The sequence below is a fragment of the Serratia sp. 2880STDY5682894 genome, assembly GCF_001537385.1.
In the GTDB taxonomy this organism is placed as follows: Bacteria; Pseudomonadota; Gammaproteobacteria; order Enterobacterales; family Enterobacteriaceae; genus Serratia; species Serratia nevei.
In genome coordinates, this window is record NZ_FCJA01000009.1 from 60,979 (window position 1) to 82,311 (window position 21,333).

A 21,333-nucleotide genomic window follows, 5' to 3' on the forward strand; every position below is an offset into this window, starting at 1 on the left:
CGAAAATGACATTGAACATTGGGGTTATCGGCACCGGCGCCATCGGCCGCGATCATATCCGTCGCTGCAGCAAAGTGTTGCAGGGTGCCCGCGTGGTGGCGGTAAACGACATCAACCGCGACAACGCCGCCAAGGTGGTGAGCGATCTGCAGCTGGATGCGCGGGTGTATGACAACGGCCACGATCTGATCAAGGCCGCCGACGTGCAGGCGGTGCTGGTCACGTCCTGGGGGCCGAGCCACGAAGAGTTCGTGTTGGCGGCCATCGCCGCCGGCAAACCGGTGTTCTGCGAGAAGCCGCTGGCGGTGACCGCGCAGGGCTGCAAAAACATCGTCGATGCCGAAGCGAAACACGGCAAGCGGCTGGTGCAGGTCGGCTTTATGCGCCCTTATGACCAGGGCTATCGCGCGTTGAAACAGGTGCTGACCAGCGGCCAGATCGGCGAACCGCTGATGCTGCACTGCGCGCACCGCAACCCGACGGTCGGCGAGGCCTACACCACCGATATGGCGATCACCGACACCCTGATCCACGAAATCGACGTGCTGCGCTGGCTGCTCGATGATGACTACGTGTCGGTGCAGGTGGTGTTCCCGCGTAAGAGCCCGAAGGCGTTCCCGCACCTGAAAGATCCGCAGATTGTGCTGTTTGAAACCGCCAAGGGTACGCGCATCGACGTCGAAATCTTCGTCAACTGCCAGTACGGCTACGACATTCAGTGCGAAGTGGTGGGGGAAACCGGCATCGCCAAACTGCCGGAGCCGTCCTCGGTGCAGATGCGCAGCGGCGCCCGCCTGTCGACCGAAATCCTGACCGACTGGAAAGATCGCTTTATCGACGCCTATGACGTCGAGCTGCAGGGTTTCATCAACGACGTGGCTGCGGGCAAGCTGACCGGGCCTTCCGCCTGGGACGGCTACGCCGCCGCGGTGACCGCCGACGCCTGCGTGGCGGCCCAGCTCAGCGGCGAGATTGTGCCGGTGACCTTGCCGGCGCGCCCGGTGTTCTACAACAAATAATCGGCTTGTCCCCCATACCTACGATTGCAGAGGAGTGACCATGAAGATCGCTTTTGATGTCGACGTTATACGGGATTTGGGCGTGACCAAAATGGTGCAGCAGGTGGCGGACTGGGGCTACAAATACATCGAACAGTCGCCGCACCCGCAGATCAACCCGTTTTACAAGCATCCGAAGGCCAGCCGCGAAATCATGGCGGAGTATAAAAACGCCCTGAAAGCGACCGGCGTGGAGATCTCCTCATTTATCGTGGTGTATCGCTGGTCCGGGCCAGGGGAAGATCGCCGCCAGGCGGCGGTCAAAAACTGGCGGCGGATGATCGAAATCGCGGTGGAAATGGGCGTGCAGGTGATTAACACCGAACTGGCGGGCAACCCCAACGAACCGGAGATCTGCGAGGAGCTGTGGTATCGCTCGATGGAGGAGCTGCTGCCGATCGTCGAGCGCGAGGGTATCCGTATGGAGATCCAGTCGCACCCGTGGGACTTCTGCGAGCTGAGCAACGAAACCGCCGATCTGGTGAAGTCGCTGCGCAGCGACCACGTCAAATACCTCTACAGCGTGCCGCACACCTTCTACTACGACAAGGGGCAGGGTGACGTGGCCGGCATGCTGCAGTACGCCGGGGACGATCTTTCCCACGTGCTGATTGCCGACACCATGAATCACACCAAGCATTGCCGTTATATCGTCAACCCGCCGGGCGTTGACGCCGCGGTGCATCAGCACGTCGGCATCGGCGAAGGCGAGGTGAATTTCGACGCCCTGTTCCAGACGCTGCGCGACATGGAATTTGCCAACCGCAGCTTCAAGGTCGGCGGCGAATCGATCATCTGCACCTCGCTGTTCGGCTACCCGGAAAAGATGCCGAGCCAGGCGGTGGCGACCAGAGAGCGCATCGAAAGAGAGCTGTTGGGCAAATAATCTTATTCGGCTCGCCGGCGGCGTTTGCACCGGCGGCCCTCCAAGGACCGAGGCAGACCATGAATAAAGACAACGTGAAATTGGCCATTGCGCCGATCGGCTGGACCAACGACGACATGCCCGATCTGGGCAAGGAAAACACCTTCCAGCAGTGCGTCAGCGAAATGGCGCTGGCCGGCTTCACCGGCAGCGAAGTGGGCAGCAAATACCCGCGCGATCCGGCGGTGCTGAAACCGATGCTGGATATTCGCGGCATCCAGATCTGCAACGCCTGGTTCAGCACCTTTTTCGCCGACGGCCAGAAAGACAAAACCATCGATGAATTTATCAACCACATGAATTTCCTGCATGCCATGGGCGCCAGGGTGATCGGCTGCTCCGAGCAGAGCAAGAGCATTCAGGGCACCACTAAAGGCGTGTTCGAAGAGAAGCCGTACTTCAGCGATGAAGAGTGGCAGCGCGTGGCCGACGGTTACAACGAGCTGGCGAAGATCGCCGCCGGCAAAGGCATGCAGGTGTGTCTGCACCACCACATGGGCACCGGCATTCAGACCACGGCCGAAATCGATCGCTACATGAGCATGGTCAACGACGACGTCTACCTGCTGTTCGATACCGGCCATGCCTACTATTCGGAAGGCAGCCAGCAGGCGATGATGGCGATCCTGGAGAAGTATCTGCCGCGCATCAACCACGTCCATCTGAAGGACGTGCGCGATGAGGTGGTGGCGGAAGTGAAAGCCAACAAGCTGAGCTTCCTCGACGGCGTGAAGAAGGGCACCTTCACCGTGCCGGGTGATGGCGTGATCGACTTCAGGCCGGTGTTCAAGCTACTGGACGAGCGCGGTTACAAAGGGTGGATGGTGGTGGAGGCCGAGCAGGATCCGGCGCTGGCCAACCCGTTCGAGTATGCGGTAAAAGCGCGCCGTTATATTCGGGAAACCGCCGGCATTTAAGCGACGAGGGTTAATCATGATTAAGGGGCGCCAGCGCCCCTTTTTTGGTGGCGGCGTGTTAGCCGCCGAGCGTTTGCCAGGTTGCGACCTGGCTGCCGGGCCACGGCGTGGCGGCATGTACGCCACGGGCGATCGCCCGGGCCAGGGTGTCCGCCGCCAGCGCGCCGATCTGCAGCACCGCCAGTTCGCGGCTGCCCTGAACCTCGCGCTGCCCGGTGGACAGGGCGAACACTACGTCGCCGTCAAACGGGCTGTGCAGCGGGCGGATGGCGCGCGCCATGCCGTCTTGCGCCATGATGGCCACCCGTTTCAACTCCACCCGCGTCAGCGCCAGGTCGGTGGCGATGCAGGCCAGGGTCGTGTTCTTTCTGCCGCCCTGCGGCTCTTGTTCCATCCAATCTTCGCCCTGCGCGCGCAGTTGTGCCAGCGCCGCTGCGCCGCCGTTGCCGAATTCACCGTCAATTTCATAGGGGGTCGCCCAGAAGGCGCGGGTGCCGGGTGCGACCACCGCACCCAAACTGTTGACCGCCACCAGTGCGCCGACGGTAGCGCCATTGGCGGCAATGATAGATGCCGAGCCGAGGCCGCCTTTCAGCTTACCCATGCCGGTCATGGCACCGTAGCCGGCGCCGACGGTGCCCAGCGGAAAGTCCAATCCGGCCTTGCCGACCGCATCGATGCCCAGTTGGCGATACGGCGGCGTGAGCTGCCAGTTTTTGTCGCCGCCGTTGGCCAGATCGTACAGGCAGGCGGTGGGCACGATAGGGGAGACCGGCACGCCGGGGGCCGGGCGCAGCGCGTAGCCTCGGCCCTGTTGCCCCAGCCAGGCAGCGACGCCATCCGCCGCCGCCAGCCCGTAAACCGAGCCGCCGCTGAACGTCAGCGCATCGACGGTCTGTACCAAATTGTCTTCACCCAGCGCGTCGGTTTCCCGGGTGGCGGGGCCGCCGCCGCGCACGTCCACGGCGGCGATCGCCGGGCTGTCCGGCAGGATAACCGTCGTGCCGGTACGCACCCGGCTGTCTTGCGCCACGCCGACCTTCAGGCCCGGCACATCGGTAATCAGGTTGCGGGCGCCTGGGCGCCCGGCGGCGGAAGTTGGCATAGCGGCACCTAACGAGGTGAGAGGAGAGAATATGCCGGCGGCGGCGGTCAGGCCGGCCAGCGCTTGTAAAAAGGTTCGGCGGTTGATGCACAGGGGCCGGCACAGTGGCCCCTGTGGGTGAGGGCGATTACGCATCGCCGTGCGGCTGCCCGGAGCGCAAACGCGCCATATGGTAGGCGTCGACCAGCACGCCGTCGCGCATGGCATAGGCGCGGCTGGTGCCCTCTATTTCGAAACCGAACTTGCGGTATAGCGCGATAGCCGCCGGGTTGTCGGTGAACACCGTCAGTTCGATGCGCTCGATGGCCGCCCAGTTGTCGCACAGGTCGATCATCGCCTGCATCAGGCGGCTGCCGACGCCTTGACCGTGGTAGCGTGGATCGACGCCGATGCCGAAGGTGGCGACGTGGCGGCGGCGAACGCGCTGATTCAGCATCACGACCAACTGCCCGGCAAGCTGTCCGTCGATGAAGGCTGCCAGGTTATGCGTGCCCGGTTCGGGATTGGCGAGGCGCTTCTGCCAGGACTCGACGGACGGTAGCGGGAGCTGCAGCGTATCGCGATAGACGGGCGTCTGAGAATAAAGATGATGCAGGGCTTGCGCATCCGTCGTTTCCACGTGGCGTATCACGATCTCGCTCATCTCGCTGCTCCTGTTGCTTACCGGTTGAATAACCTCTGAATTTATCCGTTTACTGCCTTGAGTCAATATTATTTGAACGGGTCAAAAAAAACGCTTTACAGGTGCGAATGATAATGATTATTATTGCGATGCGTTCCGGGGAGGGCATCAACCCTTGATACTCTCGCTGCGAAGGCACGACATTGCTCACATTGCTTCCAGTGTTTACTTAGCCAGCTCGGGTGCTGGCTTTTTTTTTGCCCTTTTTCAACCGCTTCCGCCTTCAACAAATCCGTTGCCCATCTGCCGCTTCATTCCATCGAAATTTTTGAACAGAGGCATGAGTTTTTTACGCTTTCTTATTCTGCCCGCAGGACTAGACTGTAAAAAAACATTGAGGAGAGTTGAATATGATTTATGTACGTAAAGCGGAAGACCGCGGCCACGCCAATCATGGCTGGCTGGATAGCTGGCACACCTTCTCTTTTGCCGACTACTACGATCCGAACTTTATGGGGTTCTCGGCGCTGCGTGTGATCAACGAAGACGTGATCGACGCGGGGCAGGGTTTCGGTACCCATCCGCATAAAGATATGGAAATCCTGACCTACGTGCTGAGCGGCACGGTGGAGCATCAGGACAGCATGGGCAACAAGGAGCAGATCCAGGCCGGCGAATTCCAGATCATGAGCGCAGGCACCGGGGTGCGTCACTCCGAGTACAACGCCAATCAGGATCGTCCGTTGCACCTGTACCAGATTTGGATCATTCCGGATCAGGTCGGGCTGGAGCCGCGCTACGAGCAGCGCATGTTCGACGCGCCGCAGGGCCGTCAGCTGGTGCTGTCGCCGGATGCGCGCGACGGTTCGCTGAAGGTGTTCCAGGATATGACGCTGTCGCGTTGGGCGCTGAATAAAGGCGAACAGGGTGAGTACCCGATCGCCGCCGGCCGCCGTATTTGGATCCAGGTGGTGCGCGGCAAAGTCTCGGTCAACGGCCAGGCCGCCGGCATCAGCGATGCGTTTGCGGTGTGGGATGAATCGGCGCTGACGATTCAGGCCGACGAAGAGAGCGAAATCCTGCTGTTCGATCTGCCGCCGGTGTGATTAAGCGGTAAATTTCAAGGGCTCACGCTGTGAGCCCTTGAGGTTAACGACAAGCCTGATGACGTTGCCCGCCTGAAAGCCGGCAGCATATTAAAACAAGGAAAATCAATTTATTGATTTTCGGCTGACAATCACAAAGGGGAGAAACCACGCTTTTTCCCCTTTGTCACCGTATGAAGGGCTCACGCTGTGAGCCTTTTTGCGTTGGCCGTCGCATAACCGACAATATCGGCCCGCCGTTTTTTTTGCTAAAATGACTGCCCATTCACGGTTAGTCAGTTCATTGATAATGAAGAAAAAACGGCCGGTACTCCAGGATGTGGCGGACAAGGTGGGCGTGACCAAGATGACGGTGAGCCGTTATCTGCGCAATCCCGACCAGGTTTCTGCCGCCCTGCAGCAAAAAATCGCCGTCGCGCTGGATGAGCTGGGCTACATCCCCAACCGCGCGCCGGACATCCTCTCCAACGCCACCAGCCGGGCGATTGGCGTGCTGTTGCCGTCGCTGACCAACCAGGTGTTCGCCGAAGTGCTGCGCGGCATCGAAAGCGTCACCGACGCGCACAACTACCAGACTATGCTGGCGCACTATGGCTACCTGCCGGAGCGTGAAGAAGAGCGTCTGACCTCGCTGCTTTCTTACAATATCGACGGCCTGATCCTGTCTGAGCGCCATCACACGGCGCGCACCCTGAAAATGATCGAGGTGGCGGGCATTCCGGTGGTGGAGCTGATGGACTGCGTCTCGCCGTGCATCGATCTGGCGGTGGGCTTCAACAACTTCGAGGCGGCGCGCCAGATGACCCAGCAGATCATCGCGCACGGCCACCGTCACGTGGTCTATTTCGGTGCCCGTCAGGATGAACGTACCCTCATCAAGCAGCAGGGGTATGAGCAGGCGATGCGCGAATCCGGCCTGGAGCCTTACAGCATCATGACCGCGCGTTCTTCCTCCTATTCCGCCGGCGGCGAGCTGCTGCGCCTGGCGCAGCGCGACTATCCGCAGATCGACAGTATCTTCTGCACCAACGATGACCTGGCGATCGGCGCGGCCTTCGAGTGCCAGCGGCAGGGGCTGTCGATCCCGCAGGACATGGCGATCGCCGGTTTCCACGGCCATGATATCGGCCAGGTGATGGTGCCTAAGCTGGCCAGCGTGCTGACGCCGCGCGAACGCATGGGGCAGATCGGTGCCGAGCGTTTGCTGGCCCGGCTGCGCGGCGAAACGGTGTGCCCGCGCATGGTGGACGTCGGTTTCACCGTGATCCCCGGCGGCAGTATCTGAGCCATTTTAACGTTCTGTTTTAACACCCTTTCTTTTTGCAGCGCGCCCTGAGGCGCGCGGGTTATCCCGCCTGTAAGCCCGCCGGTCGTTGCCGGCATAAGTTTGATCTCTGTCCCAGAACGCGAATTTTAGCCGCTTACCCGGTTCCGGCGCTCATGTTGTTACCGGTATCATGATACCGGTAACAACGAGCGTGCGGTCATCTTGCTGCAAGACTGAACCTCTGAATCAACAACACCTACAGCTCTTCTTAAACACCGGGAAAGAGCCTAAAAATAAAACAACCGCACGCTTTACGCCTATCGTAAAGAGAGTCGCGATAAAAGGTTGGAGAAAAATTATGCCATTAGTGATTGTTGCAGGCGGCGTAGCGCTGCTGCTGCTGCTGATGATCCGCTTCAAGCTGAACGGCTTTATCTCTCTGGTGCTGGTTGCTCTGGCGGTCGGGATCGCACAGGGTATGCCGGTCGATAAGGTCATCGGCTCCATCAAGGCCGGCGTGGGCGGCACGTTGGGCAGCCTGGCGCTGATCATGGGCTTCGGCGCCATGCTCGGCAAACTGCTGGCGGACTGCGGCGGCGCACAGCGCATCGCCACCACGCTGATCGACAAGTTCGGCAGAAAACATATTCAATGGGCGGTGGTGCTGACCGGCTTCACCGTCGGCTTCGCGCTGTTCTATGAAGTGGGCTTCGTGCTGCTGCTGCCGCTGGTGTTCACCATCGCCGCCTCCGCGCGCATCCCGCTGCTGTACGTCGGCGTGCCGATGGCCGCCGCGCTGTCGGTGACCCACGGCTTCCTGCCGCCGCACCCGGGCCCGACGGCCATCGCCACCATCTTCCATGCCGACATGGGTAAAACCCTGTTGTACGGCACGCTGCTGGCGATCCCGACGGTGATCCTGGCCGGCCCGGTTTATGCCCGCTTCCTGAAAGGCATCGACAAGCCGGTGCCGGAAGGCCTGTACAACCCGAAAACCTTTACCGAAGCAGAGATGCCGAGCTTTGGCGTCAGCGTCGCCACGTCGCTGGTGCCGGTGATCCTGATGGCGCTGCGCGCGGTGGCTGAAATGGTGTTGCCGAAGGGCCACAGCCTGCTGCGCTTCGCCGAGTTCTTCGGCGACCCGGTGATGGCGACCCTGATCGCCGTGCTGATCGCTATCTTCACCTTCGGCCTGAACCGCGGCCGCACCATGGATGAAGTGATGGGCACCATCACCGACTCGATTAAAATCATCGCCATGATGCTGTTGATCATCGGCGGCGGCGGCGCCTTCAAACAGGTGCTGGTGGACAGCGGCGTCGAGCAGTACATCGCCGGCCTGATGGAAGGCAGCAACGTTTCGCCGATCCTGATGGCCTGGTCGATCGCCGCCGCGCTGCGTCTGGCGCTGGGTTCCGCCACCGTGGCGGCGATCACCGCCGGCGGCATCGTCGCCCCGCTGATCGCCACCACCGGCGTCAGCCCTGAGCTGATGGTGATTGCGGTCGGTTCCGGCAGCGTTATCTTCTCGCACGTTAACGATCCGGGCTTCTGGCTGTTCAAGGAGTACTTCAACCTGAGCATCATGGAAACCATCAAATCCTGGTCGGTGCTGGAAACCATCATCTCGGTGTGCGGCCTGGTGGGCTGCCTGCTGCTGGCGACGGTCGTATAATCGTTATCCGACGCCCTGCGGGGCGTCGGCGTTCCAGAGTATCTTTATCAGTTGGGACGCATTTGGCGCGCTCGCGCCAGTTCCCATAAGGGCATGACACAATGAGTAATCCGCAGAATCACGTATTTATCCTGATGGGGGTGTCCGGCAGCGGTAAATCCGCCGTGGCCAGCGCCGTCGCCCGGGAAGCCGATGCCGCCATGCTGGACGGCGATTACCTGCACCCGCGCGCCAACATCAACAAAATGGCCGCCGGGCATGCGCTGGACGACAACGATCGCGCTCCGTGGCTGGCTGCGCTCAACGACGCCATCTTCGCCATGCAACGCACCAATCCGGTGTCGCTGCTGGTGTGTTCGGCGCTGAAAAAAAGCTATCGCGACCGCCTGCGCGAAGGCAATCGCAACCTGCATTTCCTCTACCTGAAAGGGGATAAAACGGTGATTGAGGAGCGCCTGAAGCAGCGCAAAGGCCACTTCTTCAAACCGCAGATGCTGGTTTCGCAGTTCGCCACGCTGGAAGAGCCGGGCGAGCAGGAGCCGGATGTGCAGGCGATCGACATCAACCAGCCGCTGGACGGCGTGGTCGCCGACACGCTCGCCTGCATCAACCGCATCACCGCCCGCTAAGCGCGGGCCGTCGTCGGCGCCGTCAGGCGCCTACAGCTTCATATAAGCCCGCACGCCGTCCAGGAACATCTGGGTCGACAGCATCACCAGAATCAGCCCCATCAACCGCTCCAGCGCGCTGACGCCTTTGCTGCCCAGCAGGCGCAGGAACAGGTTCGACATCAGCAAAATGGCTGCGGAGAGGCCCCAGGCGATCAACAGCGCCGCCACCAGATGGGGCAGCTGGTGCGGATACTGGTGCGACAGCAGCATCAGCGCTGCCAGAATCGACGGCCCGGCCACCAGCGGGATCGCCAGCGGCACCAGGAAGGGCTCTTCGCCGGCGGACAGCCCCGAACTGTTGCCCTCCTGAGACGGGAAAATCATCTTGATGGCGATCAGAAACAGGATGATGCCGCCGGAAATGGAGACGGTTTCGGTACGCAGGTTGAGGAACGCCAGAATTTTCTCGCCGGCGAACAGGAAAATCAGCATCAGCAGCAGGGCGATCAGCAGCTCGCGGATCAGCACCACCCGGCGCCTGCGCGGCTCCAGGTGCTTGAGCACCGACATGAAAATCGGCAGATTGCCCAGCGGGTCCATAATTAAAAACAGCAATACCGTAGCGGAAATCATCTCTGTCATGGTGACCTCGTGATCGGGAAAACGCCTCGGCCTTTCCGGCCGCGTCCTTGCCTATAAGAAGGATTGCTGAGAAATCCTCAGCCATCGAATAAATTCACTTTGCGCCCGCGCCGACATTTTGTAAGGTGAGGAGATATTGCACACAACTCGTTATCACCTACATAGCCCTTATCCGGGCGGGAAACAGATATTATGAAAAACGTTGGTTTCATCGGTTGGCGCGGAATGGTCGGCTCGGTTCTCATGCAACGCATGACGGAAGAGCGCGATTTCGACGCCATTCGCCCGGTCTTTTTCTCCACCTCGCAGCACGGTTCTGCCGCGCCGGCCTTCGGCGGCCAGCAGGGCACGCTGCAGGATGCGTATGACATCGACGCGCTGAGCGCGCTCGATATCATTATTACCTGTCAGGGCGGCGATTATACCAACGAAGTGTATCCTAAGCTGCGCGCCAGCGGTTGGCAGGGTTATTGGATCGACGCGGCCTCTTCGCTGCGCATGCAGGACGATGCCATCATCATCCTGGATCCGGTCAACCACGCGGTGATTCAGCAGGGCCTGGACAAAGGCATCAAAACCTTCGTCGGCGGCAACTGCACCGTCAGCCTGATGCTGATGTCGCTCGGCGGTCTGTTCGCCAACGATCTGGTGGAGTGGGCGTCGGTCGCCACCTACCAGGCGGCCTCCGGCGGCGGCGCGCGCCACATGCGCGAACTGCTGACCCAAATGGGCATGCTGCACGCCGACGTGGCGAAGGAACTGCAGGACCCGGCCTCCGCCATTCTGGATATCGAGCGCAAGGTGACCGAGGCCACCCGCAGCGGCAAACTGCCGACCGATAACTTCGGCGTGCCGTTGGCCGGCAGCCTGATCCCGTGGATCGACAAGCAGCTCGACAACGGCCAGAGCCGTGAAGAGTGGAAAGGTCAGGCGGAAACTAACAAGATTCTGAACACCGGCAGCGTGATCCCGGTCGATGGTCTGTGCGTGCGCGTTGGCGCGCTGCGCTGCCATAGCCAGGCGTTCACCCTGAAGCTGAAAAAAGACGTGTCGCTGCCGGAAATCGAGCAGATGCTGGCGACGCACAATGACTGGGTGCGCGTGATCCCGAACGACCGCGAGCTGACCATGCGCGAACTGACGCCGGCGGCGGTGACCGGTACGCTGAATACGCCGGTCGGCCGTCTGCGCAAGCTGAATATGGGGCCGGAGTACCTGTCGGCGTTCACCGTGGGCGACCAGCTGCTGTGGGGCGCGGCCGAGCCGCTGCGCCGCATGCTGCGCATCCTGCTGTAAACCCGCACTTCCTGGGGGCTGGCTGATTTCAGCCCCCTAAAGCCTCGTTTTCCGCTTTTTTGTTCGCCGCGCACCGCGCCGGGCAACGTCACCGCAAGCCTCGTTTCACCGTGCTCCACCCCGCATATCTCCTCGTCGGCCGCCGCATGCAGAAGCCGCCGGGCTGGCAGTTTTCTTAATGAAGAATTTTCCTGAGCAATGCTGAGCAGTTTTTAACAGACATTGGCTATGCTTAACGCATGGGCGAACAATTTTTCACCATGACTGAAATATTTCAAAAAATAAGCATAAAGAGCGAAATTCAGGTCGGCAGAGTAAAGATTGGTCAATAACCGACCGCAATCACGCTTTAGAGTCCGAATGCATTGCATGATGACCAAAACGGCCAAGGAATAACCAACAAGCCGTGCTTAGATCATGCTGTTAATCTAAGGAAGAAGACTATGCCTGTACTTCCCGATCGTGACGTGATTGATCAGATCATCTCCGGCCATTACGCCGATCCCTTTGCTCTGCTTGGCATGCATGCGACCGATAACGGTCTGCAGGTGCGTGCGCTGCTGCCGGACGCCACCGAGGTTTGGCTGATTGAGCAGCAAACAGGCCGGCGGTTGGCGCAGCTGAACTGCGACGATCCGCGCGGCTTCTTCAGCGCCGTGGTGCCGCGGCGCAAAAATCCTTTCCGCTATCAGCTGCAGGTCAGCTGGCGCGATCACCAACAGACTGTCGACGATCCCTACCGGTTCGGCCCGCTGCTGCAGGACATCGACAGCTGGCTGCTGGCCGAGGGCACGCACCTGCGCCCCTATGAACGCCTGGGGGCTCACCTCACCACGCTGGATGGCGTCGACGGCGTCAGCTTTGCCGTTTGGGCGCCTAACGCCCAGCGCGTCTCGGTGGTGGGGGAGTTCAACTTCTGGGACGGCCGCCGCCATCCGATGCGTCTGCGGCGTGAAAACGGCATCTGGGAGCTGTTCCTGCCCGGCGTGCGGGCCGGCCAGCTGTACAAATATGAAATCGTCGATTGCTACGGCAATACCCAGCTGAAAGCCGATCCTTACGCCTTCGAGGCGCAGATGCGCCCGGACACCGCCTCGCTGGTGGCGCCGCTGCCGGAGGTGGTGCCGTCGACGCAGGCGCGCCGCCGCGCCAACGATTTTGACCAGCCGATCGCTATCTACGAGGTGCATCTCGGCTCATGGCGTCGTCACACCGACAACCACTTCTGGCTCAGCTACGGCGAGCTGGCGGTGCAGCTTATCGACTATGTGAAGGACATGGGATTCACCCATATCGAGCTGCTGCCGATCAACGAGCACCCGTTCGACGGCAGTTGGGGCTATCAACCGCTGGGGCTGTATGCGCCGACCCGGCGCTTCGGCACGCCGGCCGATTTCAGGGCGTTCGTGGCGGCGGCGCATGAGGCGGGCATCAACGTGATCCTCGACTGGGTGCCGGGGCACTTCCCGAGCGACGCCTATGGCCTGGCGAACTTCGACGGCACGGCGCTGTACGAATACGCCGATCCGCGCGAGGGCTTCCATCAGGACTGGAATACGCTGATCTACAACTACGGCCGCCACGAGGTGCGCAACTACCTGGCGGGCAACGCGCTGTATTGGCTGGAGCGCTTCGGCATCGACGCGCTGCGGGTCGATGCGGTGGCGTCGATGATCTATCGCGACTACAGCCGCGCCGACGGCGAGTGGGTGCCGAATTACTACGGCGGCAACGAGAACCTGGAGGCGATCGCCTTCCTGCGTTATACCAACCAGACTATCGGCCAGGCGCAGCCGGGCGCGGTGACGTTGGCGGAGGAGTCCACCGACTACCCCGGCGTCACCCTGCCGCCGGACGCCAACGGTCTGGGGTTCCACTACAAATGGAACCTCGGCTGGATGCACGACACGCTCAATTACATGAAGTGCGATCCGGTGCACCGTAAGTATCACCACAACCAGATGACCTTCGGCATGCTGTATGCCTATACCGAGAACTTCGTGCTGCCGATCTCGCACGATGAAGTGGTGCACGGCAAAAAATCGATCCTCGACCGCATGCCGGGCGACGCCTGGCAAAAGTTCGCCAACCTGCGCGCCTACTACGGGTTTATGTGGGCGCATCCGGGCAAAAAGCTGCTGTTTATGGGCTGCGAGTTTGCGCAGGGGCGCGAGTGGAATTTCGATACCAGCCTCGATTGGCATTTGCTGGAAGGGCTGGATAACTGGCACAACGGCGTGCAGCGGCTGGTGCGCGATCTGAACCACTGCTACCGGCAGCAGGCGCCGCTGTATGAGCGTGACTATCGCCCGGACGGCTTCGAGTGGCTGGTGGTCGACGATCACGACAACTCGGTGTTCGCGTTCGCGCGCTACGATTCGCAGGGCAATGAGCTGATCGCCATCAGCAACTTTACCCCGGTGCCGCGCTACCGCTACCGCATCGGCCTCTCCCGCGCCGGCGACTATCGCGAGATCCTCAATACCGATTCGCACCACTATCACGGCAGCAACGCCGGCAATCAGGGGCGGGTCTCTTCCGAAGCGGTCGGCAGCCACGGCCGCGACTTTTCCATCTGCGTGACGCTGCCGCCGCTGGCGACCATTTATCTGCTGCGGGAGGCGCCATGACGGAGCTGACGGCCGGCCTCGCCGCACCGCTGGGCGCGCATTACGACGGCGAAGGCATCAATTTTACCCTGTACTCGGCGCACGCCGAGCGGGTGGAGCTGTGCCTGTTCGACGGCCAGCAGCGTGAGGTGCGCCTGCCGCTACCGGCGCGCAGCGGCGATATCTGGCATGGCTATTTGCCGGGCGGCAAGCCGGGACAACGTTACGGTTACCGGGTCTACGGCCCGTTCGACCCGGCGAACGGACAGCGGTTCAACCCCAACAAGCTGGCGCTCGATCCGGCCGCGCGCGCGGTGGAAGGGCCGGTGGCGGACCACCCGCACCTGCACGGCGGTTACGATCGGCCGGATCCGCACGACAGCGCCGAGCTGATGCCGAAATGCGTGGTGGTGGACCAATGCTACGACTGGCAGGACGATCGCCCGCCCGCCACGCCCTGGGGGCAGACGGTGATTTACGAAGCGCACGTACGCGGTCTGACGCTGCTGCACCCGAAGATCCCGCCGGCGCTGCGCGGCAGCTTCGCCGCGCTGGGGCACCCGGTGATGATCGCCCACTTCAAACGCCTCGGCATCACCGCGCTGGAACTGCTGCCGGTGCAGCAACATACCTCCGAACCGCGTCTGCAGCGGCTGGGGCTGATCAACTACTGGGGCTATAACGTGCTGGCGCCCTATGCGCCGGACAACCGCTACGCCAGCCTGAGCACCGACGGCACGCCGCTGAACGAATTTCGCGATGCGGTCAAGGCGCTGCATCAAGCCGGCATCGAGGTGATCCTCGACGTGGTGTTCAACCACAGCGCCGAGCTGGATATGGACGGGCCGATGCTGTCGCTGAGCGGCATCGACAACCAGAGCTACTACTGGCTGACGCCGGAAGGGGACTACGTCAACGACACCGGCTGCGGCAATACCCTGCGGCTCGATCAGCCGCAGGGCGTGGCCTGGGTGATGGACTGCCTGCATTTTTGGGTGCGGGAGTGCCACGTCGACGGCTTCCGCTTCGATCTGGGCAGCGTGCTCGGCCGCACGCCGGGGTTCGATCGCGATGCGCCGCTGTTCCAGGCGATGCTGGCGGACGATGTGCTGTCGCGCTGCAAGCTGATAGCCGAACCCTGGGACGTTGGCCCCGGCGGCTATCAGGTGGGGGCGTTTCCCGGCCGCTTCGCCGAATGGAACGACCATTACCGCGACGACATGCGCCGTTTCTGGCTGCAGAGCGGCGTGTCGCTCGGCCAGTTCGCCCGGCGTTTTGCCGCCTCCAGCGATGTGTACAACCAGCGCGGGCGAGCGCCTTACGCCACCGTCAACATGCTGACCGCCCATGACGGTTTTACCCTGCAGGACGTGGTCAGCTTCAACGAGAAACACAATCAGCCGAACGGCGAAGGCAACCGCGACGGCAGCGATCGTAATTTCAGCAACAACCACGGCGTGGAAGGCCTGGTCGCCGACGACGCCATTGTGCAACGCCGCAGGGCCAGCCAGCGGGCGATGCTCGCCACGCTGTTGCTGTCCCAGGGAACGCCGATGCTGCTGGCCGGCGATGAACAGGGACACAGCCAGCAGGGGAACAACAACGCCTATTGTCAGGACAACGCCACCACCTGGCTCGACTGGTCCACGGCGGATGACGCGCTGACCGATTACGTCGCGGCGCTGATCGCGCTGCGCCGCCGGATCCCCGCGTTGCAACAGGACCGCTGGTGGCAGCAGGACGACGGCAGCGTGCAGTGGCTGAACGCACAAGGGCAGGCGCTCGACGCGCAGCAGTGGGAGCAAGGCGATCTGCTCATGCAGATCCTGCTGTCGCAGCGCTGGCTGCTGCTGGTCAACGCCACGCCGCAAACGGTGGAGATGAGGTTGCCGGAAGGCGATTGGCAGGTTGTCGCTCCGTTCACTCAGGAAGACTCACGGGCGGTGTTACCCGCCTGGCACCAGGACGCGCGCTCGCTTTGCGTTCTGGTACGGAAATAATAAAAGGAGTCCGCTATGGTTAGGTTTGAAAATAAAGACCCCCTGATGTTGGCGCGCCAGCTGCCGATTAAATCCGTAGCGCTGATCCTGGCCGGCGGCCGCGGCTCGCGCCTGAAAGATTTGACCTCCACCCGCGCCAAGCCCGCCGTCCACTTTGGCGGCAAATTCCGCATCATCGATTTCGCCCTGTCGAACTGCCTGAACTCCGGCATCCGCCGCATCGGCGTGATCACCCAATACCAGTCGCACACGCTGGTGCAGCACATTCAGCGCGGCTGGTCGTTCCTCAACGAAGAGATGAACGAGTTCGTCGACCTGCTGCCGGCCCAGCAACGCCTCAGCACCGAACATTGGTACAAAGGCACCGCCGACGCGGTCTACCAGAATCTGGACATCATCCGCCGCTATGAGGCCGAATACGTGGTGATCCTGGCGGGCGACCATATCTACAAGATGGATTACTCGCGCATGCTGATCGACCACGTCGAGAAGGGGGCCCAGTGCACCGTGGCCTGCCTGCCGGTGCCGCGCAGCGAAGCCGGCGAATTCGGCGTGATGAAGGTGGATGAAAGCGACCGCATTATCGAGTTCCTGGAGAAACCCGCCGATCCGCCGGCGATGCCGGGCAACCCGGATATGTCGCTGGCCAGCATGGGCATCTATATTTTTAATGCCGCCTACCTGTTCCAGCTGCTGGAAGAGGATATGTCGACCCCCGGTTCCAGCCACGATTTCGGCAAGGATCTGATCCCGAAAATCACCGCGCAACAGGCGGCGTGGGCGCATCCGTTTACCTTGTCCTGCGTGACCTCCAACCCCGATCTGCCGCCGTACTGGCGCGACGTGGGCACGCTGGACGCCTACTGGCGCGCCAACCTCGATCTGGCGTCGGTAACGCCGGAGCTGGACATGTACGACCGCGCCTGGCCGATCCGCACCCACATGGAGCCGCTGCCGCCGGCCAAGTTCGTGCAGGATCGCTCCGGCAGCCACGGCATGACCATGAACTCGCTGGTGTCCGGCGGTTGCATCGTGTCCGGGTCGGTGGTGGTGCATTCGGTGCTGTTCCCGCGCGTGCGAGTGAACTCGTTCTGTACCATCGACTCTACCGTATTGTTGCCGGACGTGAACGTCGGCCGTTCCTGCCGCCTGCGGCGCTGCATCATCGACCGCGCCTGCCACATTCCGGAGGGCATGGTGATCGGGGAAAACGCCGATGAGGACAGCAAGCGCTTTTATCGCTCGGAAGGCGGCATCGTGCTGGTGACGCGCGAAATGTTGTCAAAATTGTGAGTTAACGTGGGCGGCAGAACGATAGCCTGCCGCCTGATGAACGGTTCGATGGCTTGCGCAACGCGGCAAACATAACAGCGGCAAGCCTGCTTTATTTCTTATCCAGAGGCCTTCGGCCGACTTTCAGGAGTGATAATGCAGGTCTTACACGTATGTTCTGAAATGTTCCCCCTGCTGAAAACGGGCGGACTCGCAGACGTGGTTGGCGCACTGCCGGCGGCGCAAATCGCCGAAGGCGCCGATGTTCGGGTGCTATTGCCCGCTTTCCCTGACGTACGCAACGGCATTCCGGACACCGTGCTGGTGGCGGAAATCGACTCGTTCGCCGGCCGGGTGGGCCTGCGTTACGGCACCTACCATGGCGTGGGCATCTATCTCATCGACGCCCCCTGGCTGTATGACCGGCCGGGCAGCCCGTACCACGACCAATCCATGTACGCCTACCCCGACAACCATCGCCGCTTTGCGCTGCTGGGCTGGATGGCCTGCGAGCTGGCCAAGGGGCTGGATCGCTACTGGCGCCCGCAGCTGGTGCACGCCCACGACTGGCACGCCGGCCTGAGCTGCGCCTATCTGGCCGCCAACGGCCACCCGGCGCGCTCGGTGTTCACGGTGCACAACCTGGCCTATCAGGGGCTGTTCTCCGCCCATCATGTGACCGAGCTGTGGCTGCCGGCGTCGTTTTACGACGTTTATGGCCTGGAGTTCTACGGCCAGATGTCGTTCCTCAAGGCCGGGCTGTTTTATGCCGACCACGTGACCGCCGTCAGCCCGACCTATGCGCGCGAGATCACCCGGCCGGAGTTCGGCTATGGCATGGAGGGGCTGCTGCAGGAACGGCAGCGGCAGGGCCGGCTGAGCGGCATCCTCAACGGGGTGGACGACAAGATTTGGGATCCGGCCCACGACCCGCGGCTGAGTACCCGCTACGACGCCGACGATCTGAAAAGTAAGGTCAAAAACAAGCTGCATCTGCAAAAGGCCATGGGGCTGAAGGTGGACGAATCGCTGCCGGTGTTCGCGGTAGTGAGCCGCTTGACCAGCCAAAAAGGTCTGGACCTGGTGCTGCAGGCGTTGCCTGAGCTGCTGGCGCAGGGCGGGCAGCTGGCGCTGCTGGGCGCCGGCGACGCGGTGCTGCAACAGGCGTTTCTGGCCGCCGCCGCCGACTATCCCGAGCAGGTTGGGGTGCAGATCGGCTATCACGAGTCCTTCTCCCACCGCATCATCGGCGGCGCCGACGTGATTCTGGTGCCGAGCCGCTTCGAGCCCTGCGGCCTGACGCAGCTCTACGGCCTGAAATACGGCACGCTGCCGCTGGTGCGGCGCACCGGCGGGCTGGCGGACACGGTGGTGGACTGCGCGCTGGAAAATCTGGCCGACGGCACTGCCAGCGGCTTCGTGTTCGACGATTGCGATGCCGTCGCGCTGGGCAACGCCATCCGCCGCGCCATGGTGCTGTGGAGCCGGCCGAAACACTGGCGCCACGTTCAGCGCCACGCCATGAGCGTGGACTTCGGCTGGCCGGTGGCGGCGAAAGAGTATCTGTCGCTTTATCAACGTTTGTAGCCCGCGTTTCGCGTCTTGGGTTGGCGCGCGGCGGGCAGCCGTTTGGGTTGATTGTCGGGGCGCGGCATACCGCGTCCATGTTCAGCGGGGCCAGCTATTCCGCGGCGAATGGCTGGGCTCCCTAAAAGGGATCAAAAAGCCATGACTTCACCGTTTAGTTACACCTCACCTACGGTCAGTGTGGAAGCGCTGAAACACTCCATCGCCTATAAGCTGATGTTTATCGTCGGCAAGGATCCGGCCATCGCCAACCGGCACGACTGGCTGAACGCCGTGCTGTTCGCGGTGCGCGATCGCATGGTTGAACGCTGGCTGCGCTCCAACCGCGCCCAGCTGTCGCAGGACGTGCGGCAGGTGTATTACCTGTCGATGGAGTTCCTGATCGGCCGCACCCTGTCGAACGCGCTGCTGTCGATGGGCATCTATCAGGACATCGACAACGCGCTGAACGAAATGGGGTTGAGCCTGGGTGAACTGCTGGAAGAAGAGAACGACCCTGGCCTTGGCAACGGCGGTCTGGGGCGCCTCGCGGCCTGCTTCCTCGATTCGCTGGCGACGCTGGCGCTGCCGGGGCGCGGCTACGGCATTCGCTACGAGTACGGCATGTTCAAGCAAAACATCGTCAACGGCCAGCAGATGGAATCGCCGGACTATTGGCTGGAGTACGGCAATCCGTGGGAGTTTCCGCGCCACAACACCCGCTACAAGGTGCGCTTCGGCGGCCGCGTGCAGCAGGAGGGCGCCAAGGCGCGCTGGCTGGAAACCGAAGAGATCGTGGCCATCGCCTACGATCAGGTGATCCCCGGTTTCGACACCGACGCCACCAACACCCTGCGGCTGTGGAGCGCGCAGGCCAGTAACGAGATCAACCTCGGCAAGTTCAACCAGGGCGATTATTTCGCCGCGGTGGAGGATAAAAACCACTCGGAGAACGTGTCGCGCGTGCTGTATCCGGACGACTCGACCTCCTCCGGGCGCGAGCTGCGGTTGCGGCAGGAGTATTTCCTGGTGTCGGCCACGGTGCAGGACATCCTCAACCGCCATTGGCTGATGCACAAAACCTTCGACAACCTGGCGGACAAGATCGCCATTCACCTTAACGACACTCACCCGGTGCTGTCGATTCCCGAACTGATGCACCGGCTGATCGACGAGCACAAATTCAAGTGGCTCGACGCCTGGGAAGTGGTGGAGCAGGTGTTTTCCTACACCAACCACACGCTGATGAGCGAGGCGCTGGAAACCTGGCCGTTGGACATGATAGGGCGCATCTTGCCGCGCCATCTGCAGCTGATTTTCGAAATCAACGATCACTTCCTCAAGATGGTGCAGGAAGTGGCGCCGGGCGACAACGACCTGCTGGCGCGGGTCTCGATCATCGATGAAACCAACGGCCGCCGGGTGCGCATGGCGTGGCTGGCAGTGGTGGCCAGCCACAAGGTCAACGGCGTTTCTGCCCTGCATTCCGAGCTGATGGTGCAGTCGCTGTTCGCCGACTTCGCCCGGCTGTTCCCCAATCGTTTCTGCAACAAAACCAACGGGGTGACGCCGCGCCGTTGGCTGGCGCTGGCCAACCCGCCGCTGGCGGCGGTGCTGGACGACTGCATCGGGCAAACCTGGCGCACCGATCTCAGCCAGCTGAGCGAGATCAAAGCCAACGTCGATTACCCGAGTTTCCTGCAGGCGGTGCAGCGCGCCAAGCGGCAGAACAAGGAGCGATTGGCGCTGTACATCGCCAAAACGCTCAACGTGGTGGTCAACCCGGATGCGCTGTTCGACGTGCAGATCAAGCGCATCCACGAGTACAAACGGCAGCTGCTCAACGTGTTGCACGTCATCACGCTGTATAACCGCCTGCTGGACGATCCGGAGATCGAGCGTGTGCCGCGGGTGGTGATCTTCGCCGGCAAGGCGGCCTCGGCCTACTATGCCGCCAAGCAGATCATCCGCTTGATCAACGACGTGGCCAAAGTGATCAACGACGATCCGCGCGTGCATACCCAACTGAAGGTGGTGTTCATTCCGAACTACGGCGTCAGCCTGGCGCAGATCATTATCCCGGCGGCGGATCTGTCGGAACAGATCTCGCTGGCGGGCACCGAAGCCTCAGGCACCAGCAACATGAAGTTTGCGCTGAACGGCGCGCTGACCATCGGTACGCTGGACGGCGCCAACGTCGAGATGCGCGAGCACGTGGGGGAGGAGAACATCTTTATCTTCGGCAATACCGCCGAACAGGTGGAGGAACTGCGCCGCAACGGTTACAACCCGCATCAATACTACGAGCAGGATCCCGAGCTGCATCAGGCGCTGACGCAGATCGCCACCGGCGTGTTCAGCCCGGACGAACCGAAGCGCTACAGCAACCTGTTCGACTCGTTGGTGAACCTGGGGGATCACTACCAGCTGCTGGCGGATTATCGCAGCTACGTGGATACGCAGGACAAGGTGGACGAGGTGTATCTCAATCAGGACGAGTGGACGCGGCGCGCGGTGCTGAATATCGCCAACATGGGCTACTTCTCCTCCGATCGCACCATCCAGGAATACGCGGACGAAATCTGGCACATTCAGCCGGTGAAACTGTAAGACGGAAGAGAAAGCGCAAAGAAAAGGGCCGGATAACCGGCCCTTTTTTCGT

Annotated in this window: 16 protein-coding genes; 13 read left to right on the forward strand and 3 right to left on the reverse strand. The window is 61.8% G+C overall.

The features are described 5' to 3' along the window. Positions 1–5 precede the first annotated feature (5 nt). The 3 genes from AWX27_RS19210 to iolE are packed head-to-tail and all read left to right on the forward strand — an operon-like array spanning position 6 to position 2,900. Positions 6–1,019 carry a bifunctional inositol 2-dehydrogenase/D-chiro-inositol 1-dehydrogenase gene (locus AWX27_RS19210; RefSeq protein WP_038871433.1) on the forward strand — a complete coding sequence of 338 codons (1,014 nt, stop codon included), beginning with the start codon at positions 6–8 and terminating at the stop codon, positions 1,017–1,019. A 40-nt stretch (positions 1,020–1,059) separates the two neighbouring features. Further along, complete coding sequence (locus AWX27_RS19215) at positions 1,060–1,944, forward strand: sugar phosphate isomerase/epimerase family protein (RefSeq protein WP_004930845.1); 885 nt, start codon at positions 1,060–1,062, stop codon at positions 1,942–1,944. 59 nt (positions 1,945–2,003) lie between these two features. Next, positions 2,004–2,900 carry a myo-inosose-2 dehydratase gene (gene iolE / locus AWX27_RS19220; protein ID WP_019455194.1) on the forward strand — a complete coding sequence of 299 codons (897 nt, stop codon included), beginning with the start codon at positions 2,004–2,006 and terminating at the stop codon, positions 2,898–2,900. A gap of 58 nt (positions 2,901–2,958) precedes the next feature. On the opposite strand, the gene AWX27_RS19225 is transcribed toward iolE, so the two are convergent. Together AWX27_RS19225 and AWX27_RS19230 are read right to left on the reverse strand one after the other, a co-directional pair. Next, entirely contained in the window at positions 2,959–4,140 is a 1,182-nt protein-coding gene (locus tag AWX27_RS19225; RefSeq protein ID WP_060424475.1) for a P1 family peptidase, read from the reverse strand. After that, positions 4,133–4,648 carry a GNAT family N-acetyltransferase gene (locus tag AWX27_RS19230; RefSeq protein ID WP_060424478.1) on the reverse strand — a complete coding sequence of 172 codons (516 nt, stop codon included), beginning with the start codon at positions 4,646–4,648 and terminating at the stop codon, positions 4,133–4,135. Before AWX27_RS19230 ends, AWX27_RS19225 begins: the two co-directional genes overlap by 8 nt. Positions 4,649–5,037: 389 nt before the next feature. Here AWX27_RS19230 and AWX27_RS19235 point away from each other — a divergent pair, with 389 nt between their 5' ends. From AWX27_RS19235 to gntK, 4 genes are all read left to right on the forward strand, one after another. Further along, positions 5,038–5,733, forward strand: a complete 696-nt coding sequence (locus tag AWX27_RS19235) for a pirin family protein (protein WP_038873615.1) — start codon at positions 5,038–5,040, stop codon at positions 5,731–5,733. A 289-nt stretch (positions 5,734–6,022) separates the two neighbouring features. Further along, complete coding sequence (gntR, locus tag AWX27_RS19240; protein WP_060424481.1) at positions 6,023–7,018, forward strand: gluconate operon transcriptional repressor GntR; 996 nt, start codon at positions 6,023–6,025, stop codon at positions 7,016–7,018. A 340-nt stretch (positions 7,019–7,358) separates the two neighbouring features. Continuing rightward, positions 7,359–8,675, forward strand: coding sequence for a gluconate transporter (gene gntT, locus AWX27_RS19245; protein WP_033636339.1), 1,317 nt, complete (start codon positions 7,359–7,361; stop codon positions 8,673–8,675). Between the two features lie 101 nt (positions 8,676–8,776). After that, complete coding sequence (gntK, locus tag AWX27_RS19250; protein WP_033649350.1) at positions 8,777–9,304, forward strand: gluconokinase; 528 nt, start codon at positions 8,777–8,779, stop codon at positions 9,302–9,304. Positions 9,305–9,334: 30 nt separating this feature from the next. Here gntK and AWX27_RS19255 read toward each other — a convergent pair whose 3' ends face one another. Further along, entirely contained in the window at positions 9,335–9,928 is a 594-nt protein-coding gene (locus AWX27_RS19255; protein ID WP_025159894.1) for a YhgN family NAAT transporter, read from the reverse strand. 192 nt (positions 9,929–10,120) lie between these two features. Here AWX27_RS19255 and asd point away from each other — a divergent pair, with 192 nt between their 5' ends. The 6 genes from asd to glgP all read left to right on the forward strand — a co-directional run bounded on the left by asd (position 10,121) and on the right by glgP (position 21,281). Then, positions 10,121–11,224, forward strand: coding sequence for an aspartate-semialdehyde dehydrogenase (gene asd / locus AWX27_RS19260; RefSeq protein WP_016930397.1), 1,104 nt, complete (start codon positions 10,121–10,123; stop codon positions 11,222–11,224). A gap of 443 nt (positions 11,225–11,667) precedes the next feature. Next, positions 11,668–13,854 carry a 1,4-alpha-glucan branching protein GlgB gene (glgB, locus tag AWX27_RS19265; RefSeq protein WP_060424483.1) on the forward strand — a complete coding sequence of 729 codons (2,187 nt, stop codon included), beginning with the start codon at positions 11,668–11,670 and terminating at the stop codon, positions 13,852–13,854. Beyond that, positions 13,851–15,833: a glycogen debranching protein GlgX gene (glgX, locus tag AWX27_RS19270; protein WP_060424485.1), complete on the forward strand. Its 1,983-nt coding sequence runs from the start codon at positions 13,851–13,853 to the stop codon at positions 15,831–15,833. The genes glgB and glgX overlap by 4 nt, the downstream gene beginning before the upstream one ends. Positions 15,834–15,848: 15 nt before the next feature. Next, positions 15,849–17,126, forward strand: coding sequence for a glucose-1-phosphate adenylyltransferase (gene glgC, locus AWX27_RS19275; protein ID WP_004930810.1), 1,278 nt, complete (start codon positions 15,849–15,851; stop codon positions 17,124–17,126). Positions 17,127–17,261: 135 nt separating this feature from the next. Then, on the forward strand, positions 17,262–18,692 hold the full coding sequence (glgA, locus tag AWX27_RS19280) for a glycogen synthase GlgA (protein WP_049202834.1): 1,431 nt from the start codon (positions 17,262–17,264) through the stop codon (positions 18,690–18,692). A 141-nt stretch (positions 18,693–18,833) separates the two neighbouring features. Then, a complete protein-coding gene (glgP, locus tag AWX27_RS19285) occupies positions 18,834–21,281 on the forward strand; it encodes a glycogen phosphorylase (RefSeq protein WP_060424487.1) in 2,448 nt (815 codons plus the stop codon). The last annotated feature ends 52 nt before the right edge of the window (positions 21,282–21,333 follow it).

Excerpts from the sequence above, each read along its gene's own strand:
- AWX27_RS19210 (WP_038871433.1), top strand. The coding sequence starts at position 6 with ATGACATTGAACATTGGGGTTATCGGCACCGGCGCCATCGGCCGCGAT.
- AWX27_RS19215 (WP_004930845.1), top strand. The coding sequence starts at position 1,060 with ATGAAGATCGCTTTTGATGTCGACGTTATACGGGATTTGGGCGTGACC.
- iolE (WP_019455194.1), top strand. The coding sequence starts at position 2,004 with ATGAATAAAGACAACGTGAAATTGGCCATTGCGCCGATCGGCTGGACC.
- AWX27_RS19225 (WP_060424475.1), bottom strand. The coding sequence starts at position 4,140 with ATGCGTAATCGCCCTCACCCACAGGGGCCACTGTGCCGGCCCCTGTGC.
- AWX27_RS19230 (WP_060424478.1), bottom strand. The coding sequence starts at position 4,648 with ATGAGCGAGATCGTGATACGCCACGTGGAAACGACGGATGCGCAAGCC.
- AWX27_RS19235 (WP_038873615.1), top strand. The coding sequence starts at position 5,038 with ATGATTTATGTACGTAAAGCGGAAGACCGCGGCCACGCCAATCATGGC.
- gntR (WP_060424481.1), top strand. The coding sequence starts at position 6,023 with ATGAAGAAAAAACGGCCGGTACTCCAGGATGTGGCGGACAAGGTGGGC.
- gntT (WP_033636339.1), top strand. The coding sequence starts at position 7,359 with ATGCCATTAGTGATTGTTGCAGGCGGCGTAGCGCTGCTGCTGCTGCTG.
- gntK (WP_033649350.1), top strand. The coding sequence starts at position 8,777 with ATGAGTAATCCGCAGAATCACGTATTTATCCTGATGGGGGTGTCCGGC.
- AWX27_RS19255 (WP_025159894.1), bottom strand. The coding sequence starts at position 9,928 with ATGACAGAGATGATTTCCGCTACGGTATTGCTGTTTTTAATTATGGAC.
- asd (WP_016930397.1), top strand. The coding sequence starts at position 10,121 with ATGAAAAACGTTGGTTTCATCGGTTGGCGCGGAATGGTCGGCTCGGTT.
- glgB (WP_060424483.1), top strand. The coding sequence starts at position 11,668 with ATGCCTGTACTTCCCGATCGTGACGTGATTGATCAGATCATCTCCGGC.
- glgX (WP_060424485.1), top strand. The coding sequence starts at position 13,851 with ATGACGGAGCTGACGGCCGGCCTCGCCGCACCGCTGGGCGCGCATTAC.
- glgC (WP_004930810.1), top strand. The coding sequence starts at position 15,849 with ATGGTTAGGTTTGAAAATAAAGACCCCCTGATGTTGGCGCGCCAGCTG.
- glgA (WP_049202834.1), top strand. The coding sequence starts at position 17,262 with ATGCAGGTCTTACACGTATGTTCTGAAATGTTCCCCCTGCTGAAAACG.
- glgP (WP_060424487.1), top strand. The coding sequence starts at position 18,834 with ATGACTTCACCGTTTAGTTACACCTCACCTACGGTCAGTGTGGAAGCG.